The sequence below is a fragment of the Gloeomargarita sp. genome (genome assembly GCF_053491055.1).
Genome location: NZ_JBRCEP010000001.1, coordinates 1 through 12,169, shown reverse-complemented (window position 1 = coordinate 12,169; position 12,169 = coordinate 1). Strand labels below are relative to the sequence as shown.

Below are 12,169 nucleotides of genomic sequence, written 5' to 3'. Positions count from 1 at the left end.
GCCAATTTAGATTACGCCGATTGTGATCGTGTTAATTGGAGCGGCGCCAATTTATTTCAAGCTTCACTCCGATATGCGTGTTTGCGTTTTGGTCAGTTTTTTCAAAGCAATTTGCTCTTAGCGGATTTATCAGGAGCAGATGTCACAGGGGTTAACCTAGAAGAAGCGCAAGGGGTTGGGGCAATACTCCGAGCGCTACATCCACCAGCAGCTCCTGGCTGAGCCTTTACCAACAGCACATTTGTCTGCTGGTGATTAAAGCAAGATGGGAACAGAAATTTGCAGGCCTGGGATGAACAGCGATAAACTGGGGATACCAACCTTGGCGGCACGAGTTGATAGCCATGATTGCCGTACCCAGTCACGACCGCTATTTTACCCCAGAGGAGTATTTCGCTTGGGAGGCCAAGCAACTAGAGAAGTACGAGCTAATTGATGGCCGCGTGTATGCCATGACCGGTGGCACACAAAATCACAGTACAATTGCCATCAATTTATTAGTGTTAATTCGGACGCATCTACGAGGTGAGAAATGTAGGGTTTTTAATTCTGATGTGAAGGTCAACATTCTACACACATCTGATTACACCTATCCCGATGTGAGTGTGACTTGTGATGAACGCGATAGAAAACATCCCCTGTATATCACTTATCCCTGTTTGCTTGTGGAGGTTTTGTCCCCCAGTACCGAAGCCTATGACCGTGGCAAAAAGTTCGAGCGCTATCGTCGCAATCCTAACCTGATTGATTATGTTTTGGTTAGTTCTGAGGAAATGGCGGTTGATATTTATCACAAAAATGAGGCAGGGGATTGGTTGATTTTGAGCTATCGGGCAGGGGATACGGTGGAATTTAAGAGCATCAATTTGAGGGTGCAAATTGAACAAATTTACGAAGAAGTTGTTTTTGAGGAGTCGCCAGCGACAGCACCGGCCATGATTTAATAATGGCTCAGCCCCTTGTGTGGTCACATGCCCATGCCAATTGCCATTTCTGAGCAATTTCGCCGCCTGCAAGCCCAATCCCGCTGCGCCCTGATTCCCTTTATTACTGCCGGTGACCCGGATTTAGCCACCACCGCCCAAGCCCTAAAAACCCTGGCGCACGCCGGAGCCGACATGATTGAACTGGGCGTGCCCTATTCTGACCCCTTGGCCGATGGGCCGGTGATTCAGGCGGCAGCTACCCGTGCCCTCAAACGGGGAACTACCCTGAACCAGGTGTTGGAATTAGTCCATACTTTGTCTGGTCAAATTACCGCTCCCATTGTGTTGTTTAGTTATTACAACCCGATTCTTAACCGAGGCGTCGAACGGTTCCTGCAAGACATTGCCCAGGCGGGGGTGCGGGGGTTGGTGGTGCCGGATTTGCCCCTGGAGGAAGCCCATGTCCTTAGCCAGCCTGCTCAGAACTACGGGGTTGAACTCACCCTGCTGGCAGCGCCTACTAGTCCCCCGGCGCGGTTGGCGGCTATTGCCCAAGCATCCCAGGGGTTTGTGTATCTGGTGAGTGTGACGGGGGTCACAGGGGCGCGGCAAACCCTGTCGGAGAAAATTCCCCGTCTGCTGGCGCAACTGCATCAGGTCACCGCAAAACCGATTGGGGTGGGCTTTGGGGTGTCCCGGCCGGAACAGGCCAAACAACTTCGGGATTGGGGGGCCGATGGGGTGATCGTTGGTAGTGCCTTTGTCCAGCGGTTGTATGAACATGGCATCCTGGCGGTGCACACCTTTTGCCAGCAATTGCGTCAGGCGCTCGATAGCAGGGATTGATAGAGCTTGGCGGTGCGCTCCACCATTTGGGCGACGGTAAATTCCTGCACCAGGCGGGCGTAACCGGCAGCCCCCATGCTAGCCCGTTGTTCCGGGTTGGTCAAAAGTTGCACCACCGCGTGCGCTAAAGCGGGCGGGTCGTTGGGGGGAATGAGTAACCCGGTCTTGCCGTCCATGACGATTTCGGGAATGGCGCTGACACGGGTGGCGACAATCGGGAGGCGGGCGGCCATCGCTTCGAGTAGAACCAGGCCAAAGCCCTCGTGGAGGGAAGGGTGAACCAGCAGGTCAAACTGGCGCATCCATTCTCCGGCCTGGGGTTGGTAGCCCACCAAGTCCACATGGGCGGTCACCTGCAATTGTGCTGCGAGGGTCTTGAGGGGTTCCCGCAGGGGGCCATCGCCCACAATCACCAGCCGCACCTGGGGAATGCGTTGGCGGATAAGCGGTAAGGCATAAAGTGCGGTGGCGTGGGACTTCTGGGGCACCAGGCGCCCGACCATCCCCAGCACAAATGGGCCAGAGGATTTGGGGGTTGTAGGAAATTCCCCGGCCGGCGGGTCATAGCCGTAGGGAATTACCGTGATTTTCTCTGCCGGTACCCGCTGGTAGCGCTGGTTAAACCGCTTGATGTGTTCTGAAATGGCAATCACATGGTGAAAGCAACGGGTATTCCAGGTGATCAGGGGGCGCATGGGCCACCGCTGGCGATACCGGTTGTCGTTGTGCCGGGTACATAGGACTTTCAGGCCGGGCAGACACCGGGCGGCCACGCCCCCGTACAGGTCGGCATAGAGGAGGTGGGTATGCACCAGGTCATAATTGCCCTGGCGCAGCAGGTGGACAAGATGGGGAAGCAGGTCCGGCTGCCATTCTGAATGCACCCACCGGTCAATCACGGGGATACCCCGGCGGCGCAAGGCTGCGGCAAAAGGGCTGGGGGCTTCCTGGGGTTTGGTCAGAGCGAGAAACGTCACGTCGTAACCCCGCTGCTGCAACCCCGGCAGCAGATGCAATAGGTGGTTTTCCGCCCCGGCAATGGCGCCTGCCCGTTGGATGTGGAGAATTTTGACCATGGGGGGGAAATCTATTTGCAAAAATTTACACTGAGTTACGATAGAGATAATTATTTCATCGGCGCAACGACAGGAAACCTTTGCCTATGCATCCCCTGTGGTTGGTGAGTCCTTTTTTCTTTTGGGGTACGGCCATGATTGTCATGAAGGCGGTCTTACCCCAGACGGCTCCCCTGTTTTTGGGGGCGTTTCGGTTGATCCCGGCGGGGCTGTTGGTGTTGGCGGCGGCGGCGGTGCTGGGGCGGGCGCAACCCCGTTCTTGGCAGGCGTGGGGGGCCATTCTCCTGTTTGCTCTGGTGGATGGCACGCTGTTTCAGGGGTTTTTGGTGACCGGGTTGGCGCGGACCCAGGCGGGGTTGGGTTCGGTGATGATTGATTCCCAACCGTTGGTGGTGGCGCTGTTGGCCTGGTGGCTGTATGGGGAAGTAATAGGCCTGTGGGGCTGGCTGGGTCTGGGGTTGGGTGTGACCGGAATTGCCATGATTGCTCTGTCGCCGCAGGAGTGGGCGCATCTGGGGAATGCGTGGGCGCAGGTGGCCGGACATGGGGAATGGTGGATGTTGTTGGCGGCGGTGGCGATGGCGCTGGGGACGGTGATGATGCGCTGGCTGAGCCGCTGGGTTGACCCGGTGGTAGCGACGGGTTGGCATCTGGTGTTGGGGGGCATCCCGCTGCTGGTGCTCTCTGGGCTGTGGGAAGGGCCGGCCTGGGGCCATCTGAACGCCTGGGGCTGGCTGGGTATGGCCTACAGTGCCGTGTTGGGCAGTGCCGCTTCCTATGGGTTGTTTTTCTACCTGGCCGCCCAGGGGAATCTCACCAGTTTGAGCGCGTTGACCTTTTTGACGCCGGTGTTTGCCCTTACCTTTGGGGCGCTGTTTTTGGGAGAAACCCTGACCCTGTGGCAGTTGGGCGGTGTGATTTTGACTTTAGTGAGCATTACCTTGGTCAACCAACGGCACCGCTTGGGTGCGATGCTGAATGAACCTGTGCCTGTGCCGGTCGTCGTCGAACCCGACCCGTGAGCATATCGGGTTAATCCCTATTCGTGCCTGTGTACATTCCCCTGCATCAGAAATACCGCCCCCAGACGTTTGACCAGTTGGTGGGCCAGGATGTGATCCGCACCACCCTGAGTCAGGGGGTACGGCTGGGACGGATTGCCCCGGCTTATATGTTCACAGGTCCTAGGGGCACGGGGAAAACCTCCTCTGCCCGGATTCTGGCCAAGGCGTTGAATTGCCAAAGTACGGACCGACCCACCCCCGAACCCTGCGGGGAATGCGCCCTCTGTCGCGCGATTGCCCAGGGAAATGCCCTGGACATCATCGAGATTGATGCGGCCAGCCATACGGGGGTGGATAATGTGCGGGAGATGATCGAGCGGGCGCAGTTTGCCCCCGTGCAGGCGCGGTACAAAGTCTTTATTATTGACGAATGCCATATGCTTTCGGGGGCGGCCTTTAATGCCCTGTTAAAAACCCTGGAGGAACCGCCGGAGCGGGTGGTGTTTGTGCTGGCAACGACCGACCCGCAACGGGTGCCCGCCACGATTATTTCCCGCTGCCAGCGGTTTGATTTTCGCCGCATTGCCCAGGCGGACATGGAGGCCCATTTGCGCCGGATTGCCGACCAGGAGGGGATTGCCATTACCCCGGCAGCGTTGACGCTGGTAGCGCAGCTGGCGCAAGGGGGGCTGCGGGATGCCGAAAGTCTGCTCGACCAACTCAGTTTACTGCCGCCGCCAATTCAGCCGGAACAGGTCTGGGAATTGGCCGGACGGGTGCCGGAACGGGATTTGTGGGAGCTGGTGCAGGGCATTTACACCGAACCGTTGCTGGCGGTAGTGCAACGGGGGCGGGCTTTGCTGGAACGGGGCTGGGAACCGCTGCACCTGTACCAACAACTGGTGGGGTTTGTCCGGGATGGCCTAATTGCCCTGACTGCACCCCAGGAACGGCATTTGACGACCCTGCTGCCGGAGACCTGGCAAGCCTGGCAGACCTTGGGGGAACGGGTCACGGTGACGGATTTGCTCCAGGCCCAGGAGTATTTGCGCCAAAGCGAACCGCAACTGCGCCATACCACCCAGCCGCACCTGTGGTTGGAGGTGATCCTGTTGGGATGGTGGCATCTGTGGCAGGAAAAAACGGCAACTACCCCTACGCCGGCGCCACCGGCGACGGTTCCCCCCCAACCGGAACGCAGGACACCAGCCCCCGCGCCCACCCAATCTCCTGCGGCAATGCCATCCTCTGAGGCGGCCAGTTCCTCACCTGCCCCGGCAATCAATTCACCTTCTCAGACCATCTCGTCATCTGGGGTGGCTTGCCCATCATCTCCTCAGGCAATTCCATCACCTGAGAAAGTTAGCTCATCATCGCCGCCGGCAATAAATTCATCCTCCCAGGCTATCTCGTCATCTGGTGCAGCAACCCCATCCTCGGAGGTGCCTAATTCCTCACCTGCCCCGGCAATCAATTCACCTTCTCAGACAATCCCATCCGCGCCCCCGGCAACTCCTTCCTCCCTATCCGCCCAAGCGGGTCAGGACCTAGCCAGTTTGTGGGCACAGGTGGTCAAGCAGATCAAAAAGCCACCTGCCCGCGCCCTCTTTCAGGATGCCAGTCTGGTGAAATTAGAAAACCACCAGGCCGAAGTCGTCCTCAAATCCGCGGCCTTGCTCCGCAATGCCCAAGGAAAACTGAAAGAACTGCAAGCCGCCTTCCAACAGGTATTGCAGCAGCCTGTCACCGTGCATCTCCGGGCCGCCCACAAGGGAGAAGCGCTAACGCCGGCGCCCCCGCCCGCCTCACCCACCCACCAACCCAGTCCCCCCAGCCGTTTGCCCTTGCCGGACGTTGCCAAGGAAGACCAGGTGATGCTGGCCGCCCAGCGATTGGCCCATTTCTTCCAGGGGGAGGTGATTGTGCCGCCAGAAGAACCGGAAGAATTCTAGACCGCCACCCCAAAAGAAACGGGTTGGCTCCTGGGAACCAACCCGCAACCATTGGGAACGCAAGCTGGCGTTACTTTTGCACCACCAGTTTCACGTTGGCGTTTTGCAGCCCAGGCCGCTTCACTTCCGCCAGGGTCTTGTTGATGGCGTACTTCTGGTTGATGGAGTTGATCAACTCAGTTTGGTTGTACTTTTTGGCCACCCCCCACAAGTCGGCGATCAGGTCGAAGCTGCCATCGGCGTTGCGCGACCAACCCAAATCGTAATCACCTTCCAGCACGGCCACAATGTCGGCCCGCAGCCGCTGCCCGTTGTAACCCCGCACATCGGCGTTGGTCTTAACTTGGAAGCCCAAATCCCGCAGGGAGTTCTTCAGAATCTCCGCGTCGGTGATTTTGGTCCGCAAGGTGCTGAAGTGAGACATGAGATTATCCTCCTGAGATCGTCTTGGTTGACAAGAAACTGCTCGTTGGAAACGAGCCTTCTGACCCCTTGGGGCCAAAAGCCTGTTAAAACTCCAGTCGCTGATATTCAGCAACCGAAGCCGCCGCCGGACGCGCTCGGTGTTTGGCCCAATCCCGCAGCGCCGTCACCTGCTCGGTCATCGTCCGGGAAAGCGGCAGCGTCGCCTTCACCGCCGCAATAATGTCCAACTGGGTGAATTCCCGGTCTTGGGCAAAGGCATCGTACATCGCCGCAATCACCGCCTGCTCAATCTCCGCCCCGGAAAAACCTTCGGAAACTTTTGCCAATTGGTCCAAATCAAATCGGTCAATTTCGGGACGCCGCCGCGCCAGATGGATGCGGAAAATCTCCCGCCGCTCTTCCAAATTCGGCAAATCCACAAAGAAAATTTCATCAAACCGGCCCTTGCGGAGAAATTCGCCCGGCAACTTGTCCACCCGGTTGGCCGTCGCCATCACAAATACCGGTGAGGTTTTGTCCTGCATCCAGGTCAGGAACGTGCCAAAAATCCGCGACGACGTGCCCCCATCACTATCCGCAGACCCCGCCGACCCCGCAAACGCCTTGTCCAACTCATCAATAAACAAGATCACCGGGGCAATCGACTCTGCCGTCTTTAGCGCACTGCGCAAATTCGCCTCCGAACGCCCCACCGTCGAACCGTCATAAATCCGCCCCATGTCCAACCGCAACAGGGGTAACTCCCACAACCGGGAAGTGGTTTTGGCAATCAACGACTTGCCACACCCCGGCACCCCCAAAATCAACATCCCCTTAGGCTGGGGCAACCCGTACTGCCGTGCCCGCTCCGTAAACGCCTGGGAACGCTGCCGCAACCAGCGCTTCAATTCCTCCAACCCCCCCACCTGCTCCAGGGTGGCCTCCTCCTCGATGTACTCCAAAATGCCGTTGCGCCGAATCAGTTGCTTTTTCTCCGCCGCCACCACGGCCACTTCCGCTTCCGTCAACCGCCCAGAACGCACCTGCGCCTTGCGAAACACCTTTTCCGCCTCGTCCCGGGTCAAGCCCTGCGCCGCCGCAATCAACTTCTCCCGCACACTCCGGTCCAACCGGGTCTGCTTCATCTGCGCCAACTGCTGGTTTAACACCTCCCCCAACTCCGCCGCCGTCGGCAAGGGGAAATCCAGCACCACCATTTCTTTCTCCAACTCCACCGGCACATGCAACACCGGCGAGAGCAAAATGATCGTCTTGCGCGTCCCCCGGAAACTCGCCACCGCATCCCGCAACCAACGATTCACCGCCGGGGAATCCATAAACGGGTGCAAATCCTTGAAGATGAAAATGCCCGGCTCCTTGTGGCGGATCACCCAATCCAACGCCGTCTCCGGGGAAACCGTGTTGTGGTGCTGGCTGTGGGTGCGAGGATGGCCGTACTCGATGAGCCCGTGGGTCACCGTCCAAGTAAACACCCGCGAGACCACCCGCGTCTCCTGCGCCGACTGGACAATCCACTGCTCGGCCCGCTCCTCCTCCGGGGTCACCACGTAGATGAGGGGATACTGCGCTTTGATGAGTGTGACCAATTCATCGGACATGACACCAGCCTCGCACGAGCGAACTTAACAGGGAATCAACACTTCACGGGGCGCAAAATTCGGCACTGGGTCGGGCAAAACCGCCGCCGTCGCATCGCGCACGGAGACCAACTGCCCCTCCCGCAATACCACCGCCGCCGCACACTCAGGACAGTGATGCACCACGTGGGTATGACCACACTGCCCCGCCACCACCTCGGGATGGGCCAGATAAAAGGCAATCGCCCGCTCCACCATCGCCGACATGGGTTCCGATTCCACCGCCGACCGAATCTTTAACTGGCGGTGCAACTCTGGCGAAAGATAAACCGTAACTTTGTGCTTGTCTGTCATAGGGAACTCATACCCGGGTATCCCCACTTTACGCAACCGTCCCCCTGCCGTCAAGCTGGGATGCTGGCTTGCCGCCATTTTTGTCACAAAAATTTACCTTCTCCGGGGAACAGGGGGAGGGGCGCCGGGGGTTGGGCGGCCAGGCGATGGGCCCAGCGGGTGGGTTCCGGCAGGCGGTAGCGGCGGGTGCAATGGAGGACGTAGGCAATGCTGGTGCTCAGGCTGATGCGGTGGCCGGGGGAAATGTACAGGGGGTGGGTGTTGGGGCGGGTGCGCAAGGCGGCGCCGATGGTTTCCCCTTGATCCACCAAGGGTTGCCAGTCCCCGCGCCGGTTGCCCACAGGGGCGTGCTGTCCCACCAGGCGGGATTTGGCGACCCCAATGGTCGGAATATCTGTCAGCAATCCCAAATGGCAGGCGATGCCGCAGCGGCGGGGATGGGCGCGGCCTTGGCCGTCACACAGGAGCAGGTCGGGCAGGTGACGCAGGTGGTTGAGGGCGCAGAGGATCACCGGAATTTCCCGAAACGAGAGCAAGCCGGGGATATAGGGAAACGTCACGGGCAGGCAGGCCACGCTGTGGTCCTGCAGGGACAAATCCGGGTAACGCAACACGGCAATGGCTGCCCGTGCCACCCGATTCCCTTCGCAAAAGCCCACATCTACCCCAGCCACGGTGCGAATGGGGGGCAAATCGTCCTGGGTGCGTACCTGGGCCGCCAACCGGGTTTGCAGGGCTTGGGCGGCGGCTACAGTGGTCGGCCAATCGCCGGGCAGGGCAAAAGACGGCACGGTTTTTCTACAATCGGAGCCAACAGCGGCGACGTTTTCCAGTATGGCGTGGCATGCTCCCCATCTTCTGAGCGAATCGCTGGCGCATTGGGTGGGGCAGGCGGGTGTCTGGGGCGCTGGGGTTTATATCGGGGTGTACATGGTGGCGACCCTGGTGCTGTTGCCGACGACCCCTTTGAATGTGGCCGCGGGGGCGCTGTTTGGGCCGGGCTGGGGGTTGCTGTGGACCGTGGTGGGGGCCTGTTTGGCGGCAGTGGTGGGGTTTGCCTGGGCGCGGGGGGCGGGGCAAGCTTGGCTGCAACGGCGCTTAGGGGGGCGTTGGCGGCGGTATGTGCAGCAGCGGGGGGGGATGGTGTTGTTTTGGGTGCGTCTGCTGCCGGTGCTTCCCTACGGCTTGGTCAATTACGGGGCGGGATTGGCAGGGATTTCCTGGCGGGACTATCTTTTGACCTTGGTGCCGGGGACGGTGGTGGGGGTAGCGCCGGTGGTGTGGCTGGGCAGTGGCCTGCACCCTGGGGCCAACGGCTGGTTTTGGGTGGGTTTGGGGGGAATGGTGCTGACTGGGTGGGCAGGGCAGGTCAGGTCACGCCGTTAAAGCGGTGGGGGGCTTTACAGCAGCCCAACCCTTGGTGTAATAATAAAGCTATCGTTCCTGCCTGCGGCTGATAAATACGTTCCTGCCTGCGGCTGATAAATAAAGTAACAGGGCAAGTTTTTCGATGGATGGCTTAATTGTGCCACGGGTTCCCAGCCTCACACCAGGTTAATACTCAGATTAGTGGCGACATTTACGGTTGGGGGTTATGACGGGATTTTTTGGGGGTGGTAGTCAGGGGGTGGGCATTGAGCTGACGCCGTTGCGGGTGCAGGTGGCACAGTTGGAAAGGCGGGGGGCGAGTCTGAGGCTCAAGGCGCTGGCGGCAGCGGAAATGCCGGAGGGCTTGATCCAGGATGGGCAGGTGGTTGACCGGGATGGGGTGGCCGAGCTGATTAAAAATGTGATGCAGGAGCAGAAAATTAAGGCCAAGCGGGCGGCGTTGGCGATTCCTTCGCACCGGGCGGTGACCCGTTTGGTGAAACTGCCTGCGGAGTTGGATGATATGGAGTTGCGGGAAAACATCGAAAACGAGCAGGCGGCCCTGTTTTTGCCGTACCCGCGGGAGGAGGCGGATTTGGATTTTCAGAAGTTGGGGCTGTCGCGGGGGGAAGACGACCAGGAGCAGGTTGAGGTGTTGTTGGCGGCCACCCGCAAGGAAACGACGGATGGGTATCTGGAGGCGGCGCAAAAGGCGGGGCTGACGGTGCGGAGTGTGGAGATTACCAGTTTTGCGCTGTTGCGTGCCCTGCGCGAGCAGATGCGGCAGACATTTACGGATCGGGAAGCGGCGGCGGTGGTGGATATTGGCTACGACAATACGGAGATTAACATTGTGGTGAATGGGATTCCCCATTTTGCCCGCGATGTGCCGATTGGGGTCTTGGAGATGCAAAATGCGGTCAGCCGGGCTGCCAGTATGCCGGTGAGTCGCAATCCCAACTGGGCGCAGACGATGACGGTGCCGGAGGAGGGGGATGCCACGATGCCGACGAACCGACCGGGGATGGCCCTGATCCGGGTGTTGCAGGAATTGGGGGATGAGCTGCGCCGCTCGATTGATTTTTACCGGGATCAGCCGGATGCGGTGGAAGTGGTGCAGATTTTGTTGGCGGGGCCGGGGGCGGCGATGGGTGGCTTGGATGAATATATGAGCAACCGGTTGGGGATTGCTGCCAGTTGTATTGACCCGGTGCGGACGCTCAATTTGGAGGTAGCCCAGGAGATTCCCCCGGCGGAGCGTTCTGGTTTGGGAGTGGTGCTTGGACTGGCATTGCGGGAGGCTTAAGGGTTATGTATGCGATAGAGATTAACTTCTTACGGGACCGGGCGCCCCAGGGGCAAACCTACGTGGAGGAGGAAGCCAGTCCCCTGCCTTTGGTGTTGGGGATAGCGGTGGGGGTGATAGCCCTGGTCGGTGCTGGGGGGTTCTGGGGCTTTACGCTGATGCAGGAGCAGAACTTGCAACAGGAGAAGGTGCGGGGGGAAGCCCGGTTGAATCCTTTGCGGCAACAGTTGGCGGAACTGGACAGGTTGCGGGAGCGGCTGGCGCAAATTCGCAAGGAAACGAAGGAATTGGCCAATGTCGTGGAGCGGGTCACGCCCTGGTCGGCGGTGGTGCAGGATTTGGGGAATCGTACGCTGGCGGGGATTCAGTTGCGTAAGGTGGAGCAAAGCGGGAGCAATTTGAAAATCACGGGGCAGGCCAACGAATTCAGTACCGTAAACGAGTTTCTGCTGGTGTTGGCGCGGTCGCCTTTTTTCAAGGGAACACCGCCTAATGAACCCCGGTTGGTCAGTTCGCAACGGGCGGCAACGCGGGGGGGTGAGGACACCCAGCCGTTGGTGCAGTATGAGGTGCAGGTGGCTTTGGCGACGGATAAAAAACTGTCAGAGAATTTGGCCAACCTGAAGCGCACGGGGGCGGTGGGGTTGGAAACGCGGATTGAGATTTTGCGGGAGTTGGGCATTTTGCAGGATCGCCCCAGTGCCCGGCCTGCGGCTACGGATAAACCCCAGGAGAAGGAGGCAGGACAATGACCCTCAGCGGTGCGTTTGAACAACCCAAGGCGGCTGGTTCCCAGAAAATTCTCGGCATGAGTCCGTTTCTTCTCTACGGTCTCCTGGCGGGATTGGTCGGGATTGGGGGTGCGGTGGCCATTTATTTCACCTTGATCCAGCCTGCCTCGTTGCGGGTGGAACAGTTGCGAAGTGAAGTGGAAGCTATCAACAATGAAATCCGGCAAAAGGAGGCGGCGCTCAAGGATCGCGCTCGGGTGGAAGTGGAGTTGCGCCAGGCAGAAGAGCAGCGCAAGCGTTTGGAGGCCATTTTTGGCAGCCAGCAGGATTTGCAGGTGGCTTTGTTGATGATTGACCAGCAGGTGCGCGACAGTGGGGCCGCGTTGCTTTCCTTCAAGCCTGGTGCGGTGGCGACTGTGGGACAGGTGGATGAACAGACCCCTGGAACGGAGCAGAAAAAGCCCACCCAGGCCAAGGCTCCGGCGGAACAGACGATGGGGTTACTGAAGAAGGTCAGCTACGAGGTGGAAGTGCAGAGCACCTATCCCCAGCTTTTGGCCGTGTTGCGGAACATCGAGCGCCTGCGGTTGCTGTTGAATATCA

The 12,169-nt window shown here is 59.2% G+C and carries 14 protein-coding genes; 9 read left to right on the top strand and 5 right to left on the bottom strand.

Annotated features, from left to right (window positions below):
- From ACWISF_RS00070 to trpA, 3 genes are all read left to right on the top strand, one after another.
- Positions 1-222: pentapeptide repeat-containing protein (locus ACWISF_RS00070; protein WP_448379558.1), on the top strand; the 222-nt coding region annotated here is incomplete at its 5' end.
- 122 nt (positions 223-344) lie between these two features.
- Positions 345-944: a Uma2 family endonuclease gene (locus ACWISF_RS00065; protein WP_448379557.1), complete on the top strand. Its 600-nt coding sequence runs from the start codon at positions 345-347 to the stop codon at positions 942-944.
- 33 nt (positions 945-977) lie between these two features.
- Positions 978-1,772 (top strand): tryptophan synthase subunit alpha, encoded by a 795-nt coding sequence (gene trpA, locus ACWISF_RS00060; protein WP_448379556.1) that lies wholly within the window; start codon positions 978-980, stop codon positions 1,770-1,772.
- Here trpA and ACWISF_RS00055 read toward each other — a convergent pair.
- Complete coding sequence (locus ACWISF_RS00055) at positions 1,748-2,848, bottom strand: glycosyltransferase family 4 protein (RefSeq protein WP_448379555.1); 1,101 nt, start codon at positions 2,846-2,848, stop codon at positions 1,748-1,750. The two genes, trpA and ACWISF_RS00055, sit on opposite strands and share 25 nt — an antisense overlap.
- An 86-nt stretch (positions 2,849-2,934) precedes the next feature.
- Between ACWISF_RS00055 and ACWISF_RS00050 the strand changes: the two genes are divergently transcribed.
- Positions 2,935-3,870: a DMT family transporter gene (locus ACWISF_RS00050; RefSeq protein WP_448379554.1), complete on the top strand. Its 936-nt coding sequence runs from the start codon at positions 2,935-2,937 to the stop codon at positions 3,868-3,870.
- A gap of 23 nt (positions 3,871-3,893) precedes the next feature.
- The gene (locus tag ACWISF_RS00045; RefSeq protein ID WP_448379553.1) at positions 3,894-5,804 is read left to right on the top strand and encodes a DNA polymerase III subunit gamma/tau; all 1,911 of its coding nucleotides are present in this window, start codon (positions 3,894-3,896) and stop codon (positions 5,802-5,804) included.
- Positions 5,805-5,874: 70 nt separating this feature from the next.
- On the opposite strand, the gene ACWISF_RS00040 is transcribed toward ACWISF_RS00045, so the two are convergent.
- The 4 genes from ACWISF_RS00040 to nfi form a co-directional block, all read right to left on the bottom strand.
- Positions 5,875-6,228 (bottom strand): DUF1257 domain-containing protein, encoded by a 354-nt coding sequence (locus ACWISF_RS00040; RefSeq protein ID WP_448379552.1) that lies wholly within the window; start codon positions 6,226-6,228, stop codon positions 5,875-5,877.
- 85 nt (positions 6,229-6,313) lie between these two features.
- Positions 6,314-7,828, bottom strand: a complete 1,515-nt coding sequence (gene ycf46 / locus ACWISF_RS00035) for a stress-responsive protein Ycf46 (RefSeq protein ID WP_448379551.1) — start codon at positions 7,826-7,828, stop codon at positions 6,314-6,316.
- A gap of 24 nt (positions 7,829-7,852) precedes the next feature.
- A complete protein-coding gene (locus ACWISF_RS00030; protein WP_448379550.1) occupies positions 7,853-8,161 on the bottom strand; it encodes a ribbon-helix-helix domain-containing protein in 309 nt (102 codons plus the stop codon).
- A gap of 83 nt (positions 8,162-8,244) precedes the next feature.
- Positions 8,245-8,952 (bottom strand): deoxyribonuclease V, encoded by a 708-nt coding sequence (gene nfi, locus ACWISF_RS00025; protein WP_448379549.1) that lies wholly within the window; start codon positions 8,950-8,952, stop codon positions 8,245-8,247.
- A gap of 43 nt (positions 8,953-8,995) precedes the next feature.
- On the opposite strand from nfi, the gene ACWISF_RS00020 reads away from it, so the two are divergent.
- From ACWISF_RS00020 to ACWISF_RS00005, 4 genes are all read left to right on the top strand, one after another.
- Entirely contained in the window at positions 8,996-9,547 is a 552-nt protein-coding gene (locus ACWISF_RS00020) for a TVP38/TMEM64 family protein (protein ID WP_448379548.1), read from the top strand.
- A gap of 208 nt (positions 9,548-9,755) precedes the next feature.
- Positions 9,756-10,835, top strand: a complete 1,080-nt coding sequence (pilM, locus tag ACWISF_RS00015) for a type IV pilus assembly protein PilM (RefSeq protein ID WP_448379547.1) — start codon at positions 9,756-9,758, stop codon at positions 10,833-10,835.
- A 5-nt stretch (positions 10,836-10,840) separates the two neighbouring features.
- Positions 10,841-11,587, top strand: coding sequence for a PilN domain-containing protein (locus ACWISF_RS00010; protein ID WP_448379546.1), 747 nt, complete (start codon positions 10,841-10,843; stop codon positions 11,585-11,587).
- Positions 11,584-12,169 (top strand): hypothetical protein (locus ACWISF_RS00005; RefSeq protein WP_448379545.1); only part of this gene is annotated, 586 nt, incomplete at its 3' end. The genes ACWISF_RS00010 and ACWISF_RS00005, both read left to right, overlap by 4 nt.

What these genes read in the sequence shown, in the direction of transcription:
- ACWISF_RS00065 (WP_448379557.1), top strand. Translation starts at nt 345, where the DNA reads ATGATTGCCGTACCCAGTCACGACCGCTATTTTACCCCAGAGGAGTAT.
- trpA (WP_448379556.1), top strand. Translation starts at nt 978, where the DNA reads ATGCCAATTGCCATTTCTGAGCAATTTCGCCGCCTGCAAGCCCAATCC.
- ACWISF_RS00055 (WP_448379555.1), bottom strand. Translation starts at nt 2,848, where the DNA reads ATGGTCAAAATTCTCCACATCCAACGGGCAGGCGCCATTGCCGGGGCG.
- ACWISF_RS00050 (WP_448379554.1), top strand. Translation starts at nt 2,935, where the DNA reads ATGCATCCCCTGTGGTTGGTGAGTCCTTTTTTCTTTTGGGGTACGGCC.
- ACWISF_RS00040 (WP_448379552.1), bottom strand. Translation starts at nt 6,228, where the DNA reads ATGTCTCACTTCAGCACCTTGCGGACCAAAATCACCGACGCGGAGATT.
- ycf46 (WP_448379551.1), bottom strand. Translation starts at nt 7,828, where the DNA reads ATGTCCGATGAATTGGTCACACTCATCAAAGCGCAGTATCCCCTCATC.
- ACWISF_RS00030 (WP_448379550.1), bottom strand. Translation starts at nt 8,161, where the DNA reads ATGACAGACAAGCACAAAGTTACGGTTTATCTTTCGCCAGAGTTGCAC.
- ACWISF_RS00020 (WP_448379548.1), top strand. Translation starts at nt 8,996, where the DNA reads ATGGCGTGGCATGCTCCCCATCTTCTGAGCGAATCGCTGGCGCATTGG.
- pilM (WP_448379547.1), top strand. Translation starts at nt 9,756, where the DNA reads ATGACGGGATTTTTTGGGGGTGGTAGTCAGGGGGTGGGCATTGAGCTG.
- ACWISF_RS00010 (WP_448379546.1), top strand. Translation starts at nt 10,841, where the DNA reads ATGTATGCGATAGAGATTAACTTCTTACGGGACCGGGCGCCCCAGGGG.